This is a genomic window from Mucilaginibacter sp. P2_D11, assembly GCF_056404435.1.
In genome coordinates, this window is the sequence record NZ_JBFUEA010000009.1 from 104,131 (window position 1) to 119,373 (window position 15,243).

17 protein-coding genes are annotated in these 15,243 nt (G+C 47.2%); 8 read left to right on the plus strand and 9 right to left on the minus strand.

The annotated features are described in order from the left end of the window. Positions 1–155: 155 nt before the first annotated feature. Entirely contained in the window at positions 156–665 is a 510-nt protein-coding gene (locus AC1DXC_RS15640) for a CAP family protein (protein WP_477460094.1), read from the plus strand. Between the two features lie 90 nt (positions 666–755). Beyond that, on the plus strand, positions 756–935 hold the full coding sequence (locus AC1DXC_RS15645; protein WP_477460095.1) for a hypothetical protein: 180 nt from the start codon (positions 756–758) through the stop codon (positions 933–935). A 121-nt stretch (positions 936–1,056) separates the two neighbouring features. Here the strand turns inward: AC1DXC_RS15645 and AC1DXC_RS15650 are convergent, their stop codons facing one another. After that, a complete protein-coding gene (locus AC1DXC_RS15650; protein ID WP_477460096.1) occupies positions 1,057–2,958 on the minus strand; it encodes a hypothetical protein in 1,902 nt (633 codons plus the stop codon). Positions 2,959–3,308: 350 nt separating this feature from the next. Here AC1DXC_RS15650 and AC1DXC_RS15655 point away from each other — a divergent pair, with 350 nt between their 5' ends. Then, the gene (locus tag AC1DXC_RS15655; protein WP_477460097.1) at positions 3,309–6,020 is read left to right on the plus strand and encodes a PQQ-dependent sugar dehydrogenase; all 2,712 of its coding nucleotides are present in this window, start codon (positions 3,309–3,311) and stop codon (positions 6,018–6,020) included. Between the two features lie 104 nt (positions 6,021–6,124). Here the strand turns inward: AC1DXC_RS15655 and AC1DXC_RS15660 are convergent, their stop codons facing one another. The 6 genes from AC1DXC_RS15660 to AC1DXC_RS15685 all read right to left on the minus strand — a co-directional run bounded on the left by AC1DXC_RS15660 (position 6,125) and on the right by AC1DXC_RS15685 (position 10,008). After that, the gene (locus tag AC1DXC_RS15660; protein WP_477460098.1) at positions 6,125–6,646 is read right to left on the minus strand and encodes a hypothetical protein; all 522 of its coding nucleotides are present in this window, start codon (positions 6,644–6,646) and stop codon (positions 6,125–6,127) included. Positions 6,647–6,652: 6 nt separating this feature from the next. Then, a complete protein-coding gene (locus AC1DXC_RS15665; protein WP_477460099.1) occupies positions 6,653–7,834 on the minus strand; it encodes a chromate transporter in 1,182 nt (393 codons plus the stop codon). Between the two features lie 77 nt (positions 7,835–7,911). Continuing rightward, a complete protein-coding gene (locus AC1DXC_RS15670; protein WP_477460100.1) occupies positions 7,912–8,778 on the minus strand; it encodes a chromate resistance protein ChrB domain-containing protein in 867 nt (288 codons plus the stop codon). A 130-nt stretch (positions 8,779–8,908) separates the two neighbouring features. Next, entirely contained in the window at positions 8,909–9,349 is a 441-nt protein-coding gene (locus tag AC1DXC_RS15675) for a 5-fold beta-flower protein (RefSeq protein ID WP_477460101.1), read from the minus strand. A 108-nt stretch (positions 9,350–9,457) separates the two neighbouring features. Further along, entirely contained in the window at positions 9,458–9,682 is a 225-nt protein-coding gene (locus tag AC1DXC_RS15680; protein WP_477460102.1) for a hypothetical protein, read from the minus strand. Continuing rightward, entirely contained in the window at positions 9,676–10,008 is a 333-nt protein-coding gene (locus AC1DXC_RS15685; protein ID WP_477460103.1) for a hypothetical protein, read from the minus strand. Before AC1DXC_RS15685 ends, AC1DXC_RS15680 begins: the two co-directional genes overlap by 7 nt. 113 nt (positions 10,009–10,121) lie before the next feature. Between AC1DXC_RS15685 and AC1DXC_RS15690 the strand changes: the two genes are divergently transcribed. Next, positions 10,122–10,394 (plus strand): hypothetical protein, encoded by a 273-nt coding sequence (locus AC1DXC_RS15690; protein ID WP_477460104.1) that lies wholly within the window; start codon positions 10,122–10,124, stop codon positions 10,392–10,394. A 21-nt stretch (positions 10,395–10,415) separates the two neighbouring features. Here the strand turns inward: AC1DXC_RS15690 and AC1DXC_RS15695 are convergent, their stop codons facing one another. Next, entirely contained in the window at positions 10,416–11,306 is an 891-nt protein-coding gene (locus AC1DXC_RS15695) for a DMT family transporter (RefSeq protein ID WP_477460105.1), read from the minus strand. A 256-nt stretch (positions 11,307–11,562) separates the two neighbouring features. Here AC1DXC_RS15695 and AC1DXC_RS15700 point away from each other — a divergent pair, with 256 nt between their 5' ends. From AC1DXC_RS15700 to AC1DXC_RS15715, 4 genes are all read left to right on the plus strand, one after another. Further along, positions 11,563–11,994 (plus strand): DUF1801 domain-containing protein, encoded by a 432-nt coding sequence (locus AC1DXC_RS15700; RefSeq protein WP_477460106.1) that lies wholly within the window; start codon positions 11,563–11,565, stop codon positions 11,992–11,994. A gap of 63 nt (positions 11,995–12,057) precedes the next feature. Further along, positions 12,058–12,477 (plus strand): GNAT family N-acetyltransferase, encoded by a 420-nt coding sequence (locus AC1DXC_RS15705; RefSeq protein WP_477460107.1) that lies wholly within the window; start codon positions 12,058–12,060, stop codon positions 12,475–12,477. Positions 12,478–12,683: 206 nt separating this feature from the next. Beyond that, complete coding sequence (locus AC1DXC_RS15710; RefSeq protein WP_477460108.1) at positions 12,684–13,799, plus strand: M42 family metallopeptidase; 1,116 nt, start codon at positions 12,684–12,686, stop codon at positions 13,797–13,799. A gap of 76 nt (positions 13,800–13,875) precedes the next feature. Beyond that, positions 13,876–14,775: a nucleotidyltransferase family protein gene (locus AC1DXC_RS15715; protein ID WP_477460109.1), complete on the plus strand. Its 900-nt coding sequence runs from the start codon at positions 13,876–13,878 to the stop codon at positions 14,773–14,775. 167 nt (positions 14,776–14,942) lie between these two features. On the opposite strand, the gene AC1DXC_RS15720 is transcribed toward AC1DXC_RS15715, so the two are convergent. After that, on the minus strand, positions 14,943–15,143 hold the full coding sequence (locus AC1DXC_RS15720) for a hypothetical protein (protein WP_477460110.1): 201 nt from the start codon (positions 15,141–15,143) through the stop codon (positions 14,943–14,945). Positions 15,144–15,243: the final 100 nt, after the last annotated feature.

Below are 15,243 nucleotides of genomic sequence, written 5' to 3' on the forward strand. Positions count from 1 at the left end.
ATTCCTCACACCGCGTTGCCCTCCGGAGCACCTTTAAAGCAAACAACAGCGAAAAATTCGAGTTCAGGCAATTTCCAATTAAATTTTATTTCACCAGACATTAAACTATTCCGAAATGCCTATGTTTAAGCCATATAACCTTAAACAAGCCAATCATGACCAAATACTTTATCGCCTTCCTCCTGTTCATATCCGCTTACGCCCATGGGCAAACAACTAACGATGCAACCGGCTCTAAAATTTCGGTGGCCGATGCCCAAAAAGTACTCAACCACCATAACATGGCCCGGAAAGAAGTTGGCGTGCAGCCGCTTACCTGGAGCAAAGAACTTTCGGCCTTCGCCCAGCAATGGGCCGACCACCTGGCCGCTACCGGTACCTTTGCGCATCGCCCCAATAATAAATACGGCGAAAATATTTTCATGGGCACCAGTAACTACACCCCTTTAGATGCTTCGGAGGGCTGGTACAGCGAAAAGAAAGATTATACCTACCGTAAGCTCAGCAGCGGCGGGGGCACCGGCCATTACACCCAAATGATTTGGCAAAACACCACCCAGGTAGGCCTTGGGGTAGCCATTTCGGCCAGCGGCGATATCTACGTAGTGGCCAACTACGCGCCTGCGGGGAATTATCTTGGGGAGTATCCTTATCAAAAGCAATAGGAAGAGAGTTGGGTTCAGGTCATTCAAAATTGGCAGGCGTTTTCTGAAATGCGCGGTTTTAATTCTGAGTCAGACAATTTTGAAAAGCAATTGCAGTGGTACTTAGGTTGGGTTCTGCCCCGCTATTCGCTGCAAGCCGCAGGCAAAAGCGGCTTTACGCTGCTATCGGGTTTAGATAACGCGGGTACTGTTTGTTGTTGGGTAGACCAAAACTACGCAGCTCTCTCAACCTCGTCATTGCGAGGAACGAAGCAATCATCGGCAGGATAGGTATGCGGTTTGCAAAGCGGATTTGTGTGCCGGATTTGCTCAGCGGCTCTGCATGTGGGCCACAGGTGGGGCACTTGCGGAGGCGGCGACTCAAATACCCCTAAAGCAGCGGGAGAAGTTATCAATTCGGGCTATCTACAAAACTTACCGGTGCATATGCTTTTACAATATCCAGATGCAACTGGTTTGGCTTCCCCTCCTTCAGGAGTTTATATTGAATACCAAACCATTGCTTCAGCGCTTTTTTATAATCAGCCTTTGCCTTGATTGTGTTTTGGGAATAGTAACCGTGTTTTGTGTCTTTTAATGCATCCACTACAGACACAAATGTGTCGCTTTCCAGTGCAAAAGATACTCCATCGGTGGCTTTTCTTAGGGTTTTAATATCTTCTGCTGAAAACGGAACTAATTTACTTTGGATATAATTAAAAGTGTAATCGCTTTTTAGGGCCAATAGCTTTTTGATAAAGTTGATATAATAATCGCCAAACATCAGAAACCTTTGAAATTGGGGTTTCGCCAATATGCCCTCCGCCAGCTTTAAGGCCCGATTATCGTTCATGCTTAGCAACAGGTCCATAGCATGCGGGTAATAAGCACTGCCATCGCATTGTTCCAGCACGGTTTCAAGCCCGGCCATGGCGTGCTCGTAACTTCCTTTATCATTCTTCAACAAGAATAACGAAGTCCAAAGGTTTACCTCCAAATCTGTGGTGTCTTTATTCCATTGTTTAACTGTGCCCAGGTATCGCTCGTCGCCAAGTTCAAACATCGTTTGGGCAATAAGCCACTTATGCACCGGTGAATAAAACGCCTTAAAATCGTTGTATCTTCCTACGATAGCGGGCAACAATAGTTCATACTTTTCCTGCCTCGCGGTTGCAAGCACTTTTTGGAACTCGCTCCAATTATCGGTTGATTTTAATACCGCAATGGTTAATTCCTGTCGCGACGAAGACGCATTTTCCTCACACCATTTTCTTATCTCCTCCACTTCAACTTTTTTCTGCTCAAGGGATAGCGATGTAAAAAAATCATTTTTTAAAAAGTGCTTAGTGGTACATTCAAATATTAAACTCTCCACCACCCAGCTTAATTTATGCACGGTTCTTTCGGGCCTAAAATCCCTGAAATAGCTATAAGAAGGTATGTACGTTTCTTTAAGCAGGTAAGGCAGCAAGGGCTGTATTTCGCCGGGCGATAATTTCATTTCAACCAATTCTACATAAGGGTTAATAACCCTGTACCGAGTGCCATGCCCCCAGTAAGAAACTCCGTTCTTCGTCGCTTCGGGCATGGATACAGAAAACTGGTCCATACTATAACTTATGCCCCCGGGTTGGCCTGGCTGTATACAATTCAAAAGGCGCAGCCTTTCAGCAAGATACAACACCTGCTCCTTTTTGTTTAACTTTTTCTTTAAGGCCGCCCACTCCACAGAATCCGGTTGATGAAATGCTTTAAAATCTTCGCTATTATCCTTCAACTGGCGGGTTAAAGCAATAGCTTCTTGCTGATATTTGTAGCCTTTAAACGCCCTTCCTGAAAGATGCGCACCAAATACAATAGCTTGTGCGTAGTCCCTATCCATCGACATTGCAGATAACATATCATCATAATAAATAATCCCAAAATTATCCCTCAAAGTAGTATCAGCCGGTAAGGCATCCCCTTCGCGCAATAATTGCTGCGAGTAACCGGGTTTACTTTTTTTGTATAACCATAATACCAGCAAATAGTCCGCTCCGAATTTGTCCATGAAGTAAAACGGATCCTCTTTACGCGGCCTGGTAAAAATTGAGATAGTGGCATCATTTATAGGTAGCACTTTTACAGCCGTAATTCGCCACTTGTCAATTTTAAGCTCCCGGCCATCTGTACAAAGCAATATCATGTAGTCTTCAACGCTACGCGCCCAGCCATAATAATCCTGCTTGTAAGTATGGCCATACATGGTATCTACCGTAAATACATGTTTAAGCGTATCGTAGCCATCCATTTTGTAGAATGAGAGGCTATCCATCAGGCGCATTTTATGCTGAAAAGTTTTCCCATCCCTTTGTTGTGCATAAGTTTTGCAAAATATCAACAAGAGTATTATAGTCAATAATAAGCATCGGGAGATTCTATGAGCAGGCATCTGTAGGTGTTTAGGCGAAGTTTAAGATGCATTAAATATAGTAAAACAAAATATGTTTTAAATGAACTACTTGTGTTTTATGTCCAATCGGTTGCAGAATCGGCAGGCGTTTGTAGTTCAGTATATTTTTATTTAGTAAATTCCACTAAATAAAATCAATGCCTATATTTATCAGGAAAATAGCTACTTTGGCTACATCATTTATTACTCAGCTAATTATCTCACATCATCTCATGTTTAAGCCTAAAAACCTTTTTAGGGCATTGCCTGCTTTTTTATTGCTGGCGGTATGCGCCACAGCTACGTATGCACAATCGTCCAAGAAACCCGAGGATAACCGCTTTACCAAAGTAGTGCTGGCGCAGGGCGTAGAAGAACCCATGCAGTTCCAGATACTGAAGGACGGGCGCGTTATCTACGCCGAGCGCAAAGGCAAAATAAAGGTGTACGACCCTAAAACCAATAAAATCACTGTGATTGCCGACTTTGCCGTGAGCACCAAATACGTCAACAAAAAAGGCGAGGTAAGCGAGGGCGAAGACGGCATGCAGGGCATCATCCTGGATCCTGACTACGAAACCAACCATTGGATATACGTGTACTACGCCCCCGCCGGCGATGTGGCCAAAAACACGCTGGAACGCTACACCTGGCTGGGTAAAGACATCCTGCGTAATACCAAAAAAACCGTATTGGATGTACCCACCCAGCGCGAGGAATGCTGCCACGTAGGCGGCGGCATGCTCTTCGATAAAGACAAGAACCTGTACCTGAGCACGGGTGATAACACCTTCAGCAGGGCCAGCGATGGCTTTAGTCCGCTGGACGAGCGACCGGGCATGTCGCCCGAGGATTCGCAGAAATCATCTGGCAATACCAACGATTTGCGTGGCAAGATACTGCGCATACACCCAGAGGCTAATGGCACTTACACCATACCGCAGGGCAACCTGTTTGCCCCCGGCACGCCGCAAACCAAGCCCGAGATCTACACCATGGGCAACCGCAACCCATGGCGCTTAACTATCGACAGCAAAACCGGCTGGCTGTACTGGGGCGAGGTTGGTCCCGACGGCTCTAAAGACGATTTCGATAAGCGCGGCCCGCAATCGTACGATGAATTTAACCAGGCCAAAAAGCCGGGTAACTACGGCTGGCCCTACTTTGTGGGCGATAATAAAGCTTACCGCAAGTACGATTTCGCCACGCACCAGTCGGGCGATTTCTTCAATGCCGACAAGCCAGAAAACCACTCGCCGAATAGCAGCGGCATGATTATCCTGCCACCTGCAACGCCTGCTTTTATATGGTATGCCAAGGGCCTGAGCGATAAATTCCCGCTGATGGAAACCGGCGGCAACAGCGCGGTTGGCGGCCCCATTTTCCGTGCAGCCGATTTCAAAGGCGCCAAGCGCCCCTTCCCCGATTATTATGAAGGCAAATGGCTCATTACCGATTGGGTGCGCGGCTGGATAAATGTGGTAGAAATTGGCGAAGACGGCTCGTACAAATCTATGGAACGCTTCCTGCCCGATTTGCGCCTGCGTGGCCCTATCGATATGAAATTCGGCCCGGATGGCGACCTGTACGTGCTGGAATACGGCAACGGCTACTTCAAAAACAACCCCGAAGCGGAACTTATCCGCATAGAATTCAACGGCGGCAACCGCAAGCCGCAGGTGCAGGCCAAGGCCGATAAAAGCGCAGGTGCGCTGCCTTTGAAGGTGGCCCTGTCATCGGCAGGTACTAAAGATTTCGACGACGGCGATGCGCTTACCTACCAGTGGACGGTAACCAAAGGCGGCAAACCGTTCAAAACACTTAAGGACCAAAACCCATCGGTAACCTTTACCACGCCGGGCGTTTACAAAGCCACCCTCACCGTTACCGACCTTAAAGGCGCAAAAAACAGCACCTCGCTTACCATAAAAGCCGGCAACGAGCCGCCTGTGGTTGCCGTTACCCTAACCCAGGGCAACAGCAGCTTCTTCTTCCCCGGTAAAACCATCGCCTACAAAATAAACGTAAGCGATAAGGAAGACGGCAGCCTCAGCAACAGGCGCATCCCGGCTTCGCTGGTATCGGTGAGTGCCAATTACCTATCAGAAGGCTATAACATGACGGCTATTGCCCAAAGGCAGCAGGGCGTTGATGCCACCGCGAGGTATGCGGCGGGCATGGCACTTATTGCCAAAAGCGATTGCAAATCCTGCCACTCGGTAAAAGATAAGGTGCTTGGGCCATCCTTCATCGCGGTAGCCAAAAAATACAAGAACAACCCCTCGGCTGTTGCTACCCTGAGTAATAAGATAAAAACCGGTGGTTCGGGCACCTGGGGTCATGCGGAGATGCCTGCCCACCCCGCCCTAACCAACAACGAGTTGGGTAGCATCGTGCGCTACATCATGAGCCTTGGCACGGCGCAAAAGGCCCAAAAATCTATGCCGGTTACAGGCACTTACGTAACCGCGGTACCCAAAGGCGAAAACGATAACGGCAGCTACATCTTCCGCGCTGCCTATACCGATAAGGGTACCGCAACAGCTACAGCGTTAACTACGGAGAACCTGCTGGTACTGCGTGGTTCGCTGCTTTCCCCATCGCAAGCCAACGGCGCCAAGGATATGGATTACAACCGCGATAGCACCATCGTAGTAGTGAAGAAACCCGGCGCGTACCTCGAGTTCAACAAGATTGACCTGACAGATATCAAGAACATCGAACTGAAACTCCTCCCCCGCGGCCGCGGCACCGACCCTCCGGGTACGGTAGAGATTCGCCAGGGAAGTGCAGATGGAAAGATTGTAGGCAGCTTTACCGGCAGCTTTGTGGGCCTCAACAGCCTGAAAGTCCCCATCAGTGGCGCTGATGGCAAGCAGGACCTTTACTTCGTATTCGCCGGCACGCCGGTAAGGCTTAATGGGGTTAAGTTTAATATAGAGTAGAGATTGTCTGAACTCGAATTTTAAGGAATTTTTTAAATTGACAGAATTGCATTCTAATTCTAAAAATTCCTTTAATTCCATAAAATTCGAGTTCAGACATCTTTCTAAAACGACACCCCCACCTGTAGCCCGGTTCCTATTGATGCAGGCACTCCATTACCAAACCTTACCGGGATAGGTACCGAGAGGAACATGGCCGCATCCTTCCCTTTAATGATGCGCTGGTTAAACACGGGGGTAAAGCCGAAGCGCCCGCTGGTTTCGAAGGCCATACGGCCTATAAACGTAAAGCCATGCTGAAAGCGGAACATGGCCCCGGGATGGAACAGCACACTGTTTACCTTGGATACATTTTTTTCGGTACGGATGCTGGGCGCTACCTCGAAGCTGATACCGAATTTATCGCTTTTTAAAATATTGACGCCGAATGGAAAGCCGATGGTGTAAGCCCCCGAGAAATTACTGGTAAAGCCGTCTTTGTTCCAACTGCCAATGGGTTGCACTACGCTGAAGTAGCCCGCCACACGGGGGTATGCAGGTGTTTGCTGGGCATTGCTTTTTAAGGCGAAGCAGGTAAGCATAACTAACAAAAAGGCAATTTTGGTAGGCGTAAAAAGTTTGTTCATATGTTTTTATATGGATTTTATGATGAGCCCGATAACAGCAGCCGCAGCTATGATATAAGGCTCCTGCATTTTTTTGATGTAAATTAGGGCCAGCACGGCGGCAGCAGCTATCAGCGCGGTAGGTATATCAATAACCGACCGCCGACCGATAATGATAACCGAACCCACCAATGCGCCTATCACCGCTGCGGTAATGCCATCTACAAAAGCCTTGATACTGGCATTTTTTGCTATTTTTTTGAAGGAGGGCGCAAGCGCAACCGTAAATAAATAACAAGGCAAAAAAGTGGCCAGTGCCGCAACGCAAGCTCCGGGGAAACCTGCTACTAAATAACCTATAAAACCAACGGTAATAACAACCGGCCCGGGGGTTATCATGGCTACGGCTACGGAATCTACAAACTTGTGTTCGTTTAGCCAGCCAAATTCGGTAACTACACCGGCGTGCAAAAAGGGCACAATGGCCAGTCCGCTGCCGAATACAAAGGTGCCGGCTTTGGCAAAAAACCAGGCTATTTGCTGTAGGGTGCTGCTATCGTACTTCCAAAAACCAGTGCTTATCAATATCCCGGCAGGTAAAACGGCAGGTTTTTTAAGCCACTTGGGCGGTGCTTTCAAAAGCATGTACAACAAGCCGCAAGCCACAAACAAGGCAATTTCTTCGCGCTGGGTAATTACGGTAACTGCAATACCCACAGCATAAAACAGCCACAAAAGCCATTTATCCTTTATGGCTGCCGGCTGAAACTTGCTGATAGATTTTATAGTGAGTTTATAAGCGCTCATGGCAATGATACCTATTACGGCTGCGCCAACGCCATAAAAAACCGCCTGCATCCAGGTGAGCCCGCCATAAAGCTTATAGGCCATACCCAACAGCACCACCATTATAAAAGATGGAATAACGAAAGCCAGCCCCGTAAGCGTGGCACCAATAAGCCCGTAATGTACAAAGCCAATGTATATACCCAGCTGCGCGGCCAAAGGGCCGGGGGCCAGTTGCGCCAGGGCCAGCCCTTCTTTATATTCTTCTTCGGTAAGCCAGCCTTTGGCCTCTACCAGGTCGCGCTGCATATAGCCAACCAATGCCACCGGGCCGCCGAAGCCCCAGGTGCCCAACTTTAAAAAGTATTTGGTAATATCGGCTAAAGAATAGGCCGGTTTTGTTTTGAGGGGCTGCGCATCCATCAGTTAATCTTTTGCATCAGGTAATTTCTGTCAGGAAGCAATATTACTGCGATACAGGCATGCAAAATTGTACGTTTTTAACTACTTGTATCCTTTTTACTTTTTTGTAGGCTTTTTTTATAGGCCGATGGCGTTTGCCCTGTTTGTTTTTTAAAGATGCGGTTAAAATGGCTCTGGTCAGAAAAGCCGGTGAGGTAAGCGATTTCGGTAAGTGGGTAGGCGGTTGTCGCCATCAGCTGCATGGCTTTATCTATCCGCAGTTTACGCACATACTCACCGAAGGACATGTTCTCGAAGTATTTAGAAAACTCGCGGGAGAGGTACGACGGATTGATCTCCAACTCATCTGATGCCTGCTGCAAACTGAACGACATATTGGTATCCAGTTGGTCTTGTATCAGTTCTTTTAGTTCGGTGGCCCATTCGGGTGCTTTTTTGGCATTGCTTTTTTGCAGGTATTTATGGTAAACGTCCAGCAGCAGGTGCTCGGCGGGGGTTTGGATATGCTTTTGCTGGTGCAGGTCACGGGCCCAGGTATATAAGCCATCGTAAATGGTCATACCCAGGCCGAGCAGTTCTTGATCGTCTGTAATGTTTTGGGATAGGCCCAGGAACAAGGCCGATAAGCCTGCGGCTTGCGGCGCAAAGTCGAACCTATCAGTATCCGCGCCGCGCACAATTGCCGCTATGCGGTGCAGGGCAATATCTTTAAGGTTATGTTTCTTCAGGAAATAATCAAAAGTGCAGCGGTCGTCGTAATGGCTGTACTCTATCCCCGGCAAATCGAAAGGAATGGCGTTCAACTCTTCGGCTTTCGCCAGTACTTCATCAACGGGGACATAAATAATCTCCGCCCCGGGGTTGATGAACCGTTTTATCAGCCATGGGCAGGCTATCCTGTCAATCTTGGGCCGGCTGCGGGTTATCCATTTGCTTGTATCCACAGCGTAAAGGTAAGCGGCAACACGTGCAGGTGCAAGCGGAAGCCTTGCCAATACGCCACAAAACAAAGAAAGCCCCGGTCAGCTAAACCGGGGGCCTTCGCCCTTGTTAACACATCACATCAAAACAATATTATTTTTTTGCTTTTTTCTCTAAAAAGAAGCAGTGGGCAGCGCAGGCGTGTTGCTTGTAATTTTTATGTACGGTGCCATAGCTATGGCCCTTAGGGTCTAAAATGGCGCACTTTTCAGCATCAAGGTCTTTAAGGGTGAGTATGGTTTCACCGGCTACGCTATAGTACACCCCGTTTTTGCCGGCTTTGCCCAGGTTTTTGCCGTTGGCATCAACAATATTGCCATTTTTATCGATAGCATAAATTCTGTTGCCGGCATTGTTGCGGGCCACATTGTCTTTATCGATATAACCCAGTTTGGTGCCGTCGTGGCTGTAGATGCCGCCTTTGCCGTCAATCATAATTTGCTGCGGCGCCATTTGGTGTTGCTGGCCCCGGGCAGTAATTGCCATGGAGGCAAGTATTAGGATAGAATAGATTACTGATTTTAGCTGGTTCATCGTCTTGTTTTTTTATTCAAAAGTAGATGATGAACAGGTGATTATTAATGATTTAGGGCACTACAGGAAATGATGCGCGTCACCCTGAACGGGCAGTTTACGGGTGGCTCAGCGTTTTTTAGCCTTTAGTGATTTTTTAACCAGCTTTTTTACAAAAGGGTTGCTGTAAACAGAGGGATTACCTGGGGCGGCACCAACAGCGGGGACCGGCTGCTCTTTATAGGCTTCGGGCACCCATTCTAATCGTATTTTTGGCTGGCAATCCATATTGTTGATGCTATACCCAAAGTTAAGCAATGGCGCACAAAAATGGCCAATGATTATGTCTACCACAAACCGGGATGATCGCGGTAATGGGTAATATTATCGATAAGCTGTTGTATGTTTGTCGACGTGAGCGGCTGCCCGCCGTCGACAGAGTAGGTAAACAGTTTACCGGGCGATTCAAATGTAATGAAACCCATATAATCAGGGCTCGTTTTTTTGGTCAGCAGCAGCTCACTTTCTTTTTTATCTATAGAGCCGGCATCCTCCAATCCCATATTACGGTAAACATTGTAGGTACGTGTAATTACTTCATGCCCATCTAAATGCGCCACGGAATCCGGAATAATCATCACCTGTAGGTTTTCTCCTACAGTAAAAAAGATGGGCTTCATGGCATATGAGGGTATGCTTGCACAACAACGGTTAAGCCAAATAGTTTCGGCTATCGTTATATGGCAATGCACACGTTTTTTTTGTATTTTCAAAGCATCAAAAACATCCATTTATGTTGAAGCTACAACTATCCGGCAACGTTTGGCTATCGGTGCAGCCATCCGATAAAAAGTTACGCCTCGTTATAAGCGATGGCGCTACCGAACTCGCCTGCCGTAAAGAAACCCCGGGTGCCCTCAAACGATTCCTGGCATCGGCAGAAACGCACTTGTTTAAAGGTCGGCTGCAACTGCGGAAGGATAAAGAAGTTGTGATATTGGTTTTGAAGGGTGAGGATATTGGAGCAATTGCAGTGGAGGAATTGAAGAGGGCGCTATCTTCGTAGCGATGGGTTTCAAACCCATTGCTATGTTGCTGCGATTCGCCTCCGCAACTTCCCAAAATCAACACGCGTGAGGTACACACCGCCCAATATGATGAGCAGGCAGCCTATTTGCCCAAGAGTAATGGTTTCGCCGTAGTACGAGCCCCAGCCGAAAGCTACGAATGGCACGCCATAACTTGCTGTAGAAGTGAACAACACGCTGGTGCGTTGCACCAGGGCGTAAAACAGCATCCATGCCAGGGCGGTGCCCAGCATGCCCAGGGTGCAAACCGCCAGGCAAGCTTTTATATACTTATACTCGTGCAGCGGTAAACCAAAGAAACCCGTTTGCCACAATATAACCAACGAAGGCAGGCCCACGGCAATAAGGCTAAAAGAGGTGATAACAACAGGGCTAACGCCACCGAGGTGCCGTTTCACCATAATAATATTCAAAGCGTAAAACACCGTGGCCAATATCACCAGCCCGGCATAGCTTATTTGCCCATAGCCCGTATGCTTTTGCACCACGTATAACAGCACGATACCCCCGAAACCGATGATGATGCCCAGCACCTGGCTCATGGGAATTTTATTGCCGAAAAACAAGAACCCGAAGATGATGGCGAAAATTGGCGTGAGCGAATTGAGCGTGCCCGCCAGTGCACTATCGATCTTGGTTTCGGCGATGCAGAACAAAAAGGCAGGCAAAAAACTACCGAAAAAGCCCGAGAACAGCAGCCAGCCGGAAAGCTTGAAGGGTATCTTGCTGCGGTGCCTTATCAATACCGGCGTAAGTACTATCCCAGCACTGATGAGGCGGATAGCAGCTACCTGGGAAGCTGTGAGCAAGGGTTGGCGCACATCGTCGTACAAGCCCAGTTTCATCAGAATAAACGAGCTGCCCCAGATAAGGCATATCAAAACGAACATCAACCAATTAATTAACTGCGGAGGAAAGACAAACGAACGGGGCTTTTGCTGCATGATGCTGCAAAATAATATAAAGAACTGAAAATGCGGCCATCCTATGATAATGCGCTTCATGGCCTCACCCCAACCCCTCTCCAAAGTAGAGGGGCTAAAGTCCTCTCCTTTGGAGAGGATTTAGGTGAGGCTTGATTAGCATATATTCAAAAATAAAACGAGATTTAAAAAAACAATCAGCAAACCATAATCCATATATCATATGAATATACAAGAGCAAATAGCAGCGTATATCGCCAGTCAACCCGAAGCAAAACGCAGCGAGATGCAAACTTTGCATGCGCATGTATTGGAGGCATTACCGGGATGTAAATTGTGGTTCCTGGATGGTAAGGACAGCAGCGGTAAAATAGTAAGCAACCCCAACATAGGATACGGATCTTACACCATCAACTATGCCGACGGAACCAGCAGAGAGTTTTACCAGATCGGATTGAGCGCCAACACCACCGGGATTTCGGTGTACATCCTTGGCATTAAAGATAAAGCCTACCTGGCCCAAACGTATGGCCAGGAATTGGGCAAAGCCAGCGTAACCGGCTATTGCATCAAGTTCAAAAAACTAAAGGATATCAATATCGATGTACTCGAAACGGCCATAAAAGATGGCGTTAAACTTACCGGCGAAAATTAACGATGCCCGGCCTGCGATGCCAAAACTTTATACCTTTATGCTTTAAATCTGGCTTTTACCTTAATGATGCTTTCGATAGAACAAATAACCCCGCAGCTTACCTGGCGCCTAAGGCGCGATGTATTGTACCCCGACCAACACCTGCGCGATATGGAGATGGACGAAGACAATCACGGCTATCATTTCGGTGCCTTCGCCGACAATGCGCTGGTGGCGGTAGTATCGTTATTCAAACGTGCAGATGGATGGCAGTTCCGCAAGTTTGCCGTATTGCCAGAGGCGCAGGGCAAAGGCGTGGGGGCGCAGCTATTAGATTACATAACCGGGTTTGCCCGGCAGGATGATGGCCGCCGCCTATGGTGCAAAGCCCGGTTAACAGCCATCGGTTTCTACAACAAGTTCGGCTTTACCGCGGTTGGCGAACTGTTCCACAAGAACGGTATCGACTACATCGTGATGCAGAAAGACCTCCCCCAAAATTAAAAAAGGTCGGCATGCCTTGCGCTGCCAACCTCTCAACTAAATTTAACTGATCTTATCTTAATTAACGGCGCGAAGGTGCCCTTATCATGTTAACTTAGTATTAACGCTAAAACAATATTTAATCTACCGCGTATAGGGTATTGCGGCAATGTCGTCCGCTTTGTTATATTTGCGCATGGCCATCCAAGGGCCTTATACTTTTATCAATGGCTAAAAAGAAAACCGAAGCAGAGCAGAAACCTGCCGTAGTAACAGAAAAATCACTGTCGTTCTTCGAAAAATATATCAATAACGCCTCTCCTACCGGTTTCGAGTGGAAGGGCCAGCAACTGTGGCTGGAGTACCTTAAGCCTTACATAGATGAGCACTACGTAGATAACTACGGCACCGCCGTGGGCGTAATAAACCCAACTGCCGAATATAAAGTAGTTATAGAGGCCCATGCCGATGAGATATCGTGGTTTGTAAATTACATCACCAACGATGGCTTGATATACGTTATCCGCAACGGCGGTTCCGATCATCAGATTGCCCCCTCAAAACGCGTAGATATCCATACCGATAACGGCCTGGTAAAAGCAGTATTTGGCTGGCCGGCAATCCATACCCGCCTCGGCGGCGAAAAGGAAGAAGCCCCAACCCTAAAGAACATCTTTTTAGATTGCGGCTGCACCAGCAAGGAGGAAGTGGAGAAACTGGGCATACACGTAGGCTGCGTAATTACCTACGAGGATGAGTTTATGGTGCTTAACAACCGTTACTACGTAGGCCGCGCTCTGGATAACCGCGCCGGCGGCTTCATGATAGCCGAGGTGGCCCGCTTGCTTAAAGAAAACAACATTACGCTGCCCTTCGGTCTGTACATCGTAAACGCCGTGCAGGAAGAAATTGGCTTGCGTGGCGCCGAAATGATTGCTCATCGCATCAAACCAAACGTTGCTATCGTAACCGATGTTACGCACGATACCGGCACGCCCATGATCAACAAAATTACCCAGGGCGACCTTAGCTGCGGCAAGGGCCCGGTAATATCTTACGCGCCTGCTGTGCAGAATAACCTGAACAAATTATTGATAGAATCGGCGCAAAAAGCAAATATCCCATTCCAGCGCCAGGCATCATCACGCAGCACGGGTACCGATACCGACGCCTTCGCCTACTCTAACGATGGCGTACCTTCGGCACTGATATCATTACCATTGCGCTACATGCATACCACTGTAGAGATGATACATAAGGAAGATGTGGATAACGTAATACGCCTTATTTACGAAAGTCTGCTGAACATTAAAGCTGGCCAGGACTTTAGATATATTAAGTAATTTTTAATATATAAACAAAAAATAGCTATTATTGGCAATAACTTAAGTATTACTATAAAACTATCATAAAATAAACATGAAACCTACCTTACTCATTTTAGCTGCAGGGATGGCCAGCCGTTACGGAAGCATGAAACAAGTGGACGGATTTGGCCCTAACGGCGAAACCATTATCGACTATTCTATCTACGATGCCATCAACGCCGGTTTTGGCAAAATATCGTTCATCATCCGCGAGGAATTCGTAGATGCTTTCAAAGCTATTTTCGAACCTAAGCTAGCCGGTAGGGTAGAAACCGATTACGTTTTCCAGAATTACGATCTTACCCAATTCGGTATAGATTATGAGGTAGAGCGCGCAAAGCCATGGGGTACTGCCCACGCGGTATTAGCCGCCCGTAACCAAATCAACGAGCCTTTCTGCGTAATAAACGCCGATGATTTTTACGGTGCCGATGCTTTCGAAAAAATGGCCAAATTCCTTACCACCGATGTTGCCGACGATGCCTACGCCATTATTGGCTATCAGGTAGACCGCACGCTGTCTGACCATGGGTCCGTTTCGCGCGGGGTGTGCCAGGTTGAGGATGGTAAAATGGTGGCCATTAACGAACGCCTTAAAGTTTACTTTAAAGAAGACGGCAGCGTTGCCTACGAAGATAACGATGTAGAATACCCCTTAGACCCGCTTACCCGTGTATCTATGAATTTCTGGGGCTTTACACCTGCGGTTTTCAAGCAAAGCGAGCCAATGTTTAAGGATTTTGTTGAGGCTAATAAAAGCAACCCTAAAGCCGAATTCTTCATCCCATTGGTTGCCGATGGCCTCATTAAAAGCGGTGAAGCTTCATTCGAAGTTATCCCGACCGATGCAAAATGGTTCGGAGTTACTTACAAAGAAGATAAACCAATCGTACAAAAAAGCATATCCGACCTCGTTGAGAACGGAACTTATCCGGCTAACCTTTGGTCGTAAAATAATTAACCTTATAGAAAGGAATCCTGCTCAGTTTTTGGGCGGGATTTTTTTTTGCAGGAATTTTTTTAACGGATCAGCTGAATAAGATTTTTTGCTAAGCTAAAAATGACATTCGGGACAGGGCTGTGTGGAAATTAACCCGCACGCGTCAGTAGAAAAGGGGTTTAAAGGCTTTGCTGTCTTTTCTTATCTTTAATAAGCTTTGCCATTGTCAAAATAAAGGCAAGCATTATCAAGCCGCAACCAATTGAGCCCATTGTTACCAGGGAATTTTCATGGTGTTTAATGCCCTTCAATATCGTGGTGATATTAGTAACCATCACGCTAACGAATATTACGATGGGAGCTATGTTTTTTCTGTTCATGCTTTGCGTTATTCAAATTTACAAAAAACGTTGAAATATGAGCAGTAGAAAATAACGGGGTCAGGAAAATTATTTTTATAATCCTCCTGTTTGCTTTTTT

Excerpts from the sequence above, each read along its gene's own strand:
- AC1DXC_RS15640 (WP_477460094.1), top strand. The coding sequence starts at position 156 with ATGACCAAATACTTTATCGCCTTCCTCCTGTTCATATCCGCTTACGCC.
- AC1DXC_RS15650 (WP_477460096.1), bottom strand. The coding sequence starts at position 2,958 with ATGGATAGCCTCTCATTCTACAAAATGGATGGCTACGATACGCTTAAA.
- AC1DXC_RS15655 (WP_477460097.1), top strand. The coding sequence starts at position 3,309 with ATGTTTAAGCCTAAAAACCTTTTTAGGGCATTGCCTGCTTTTTTATTG.
- AC1DXC_RS15660 (WP_477460098.1), bottom strand. The coding sequence starts at position 6,646 with ATGAACAAACTTTTTACGCCTACCAAAATTGCCTTTTTGTTAGTTATG.
- AC1DXC_RS15665 (WP_477460099.1), bottom strand. The coding sequence starts at position 7,834 with ATGGATGCGCAGCCCCTCAAAACAAAACCGGCCTATTCTTTAGCCGAT.
- AC1DXC_RS15675 (WP_477460101.1), bottom strand. The coding sequence starts at position 9,349 with ATGAACCAGCTAAAATCAGTAATCTATTCTATCCTAATACTTGCCTCC.
- AC1DXC_RS15685 (WP_477460103.1), bottom strand. The coding sequence starts at position 10,008 with ATGAAGCCCATCTTTTTTACTGTAGGAGAAAACCTACAGGTGATGATT.
- AC1DXC_RS15690 (WP_477460104.1), top strand. The coding sequence starts at position 10,122 with ATGTTGAAGCTACAACTATCCGGCAACGTTTGGCTATCGGTGCAGCCA.
- AC1DXC_RS15695 (WP_477460105.1), bottom strand. The coding sequence starts at position 11,306 with ATGTTCGTTTTGATATGCCTTATCTGGGGCAGCTCGTTTATTCTGATG.
- AC1DXC_RS15700 (WP_477460106.1), top strand. The coding sequence starts at position 11,563 with ATGAATATACAAGAGCAAATAGCAGCGTATATCGCCAGTCAACCCGAA.
- AC1DXC_RS15705 (WP_477460107.1), top strand. The coding sequence starts at position 12,058 with ATGATGCTTTCGATAGAACAAATAACCCCGCAGCTTACCTGGCGCCTA.
- AC1DXC_RS15710 (WP_477460108.1), top strand. The coding sequence starts at position 12,684 with ATGGCTAAAAAGAAAACCGAAGCAGAGCAGAAACCTGCCGTAGTAACA.
- AC1DXC_RS15715 (WP_477460109.1), top strand. The coding sequence starts at position 13,876 with ATGAAACCTACCTTACTCATTTTAGCTGCAGGGATGGCCAGCCGTTAC.
- AC1DXC_RS15720 (WP_477460110.1), bottom strand. The coding sequence starts at position 15,143 with ATGAACAGAAAAAACATAGCTCCCATCGTAATATTCGTTAGCGTGATG.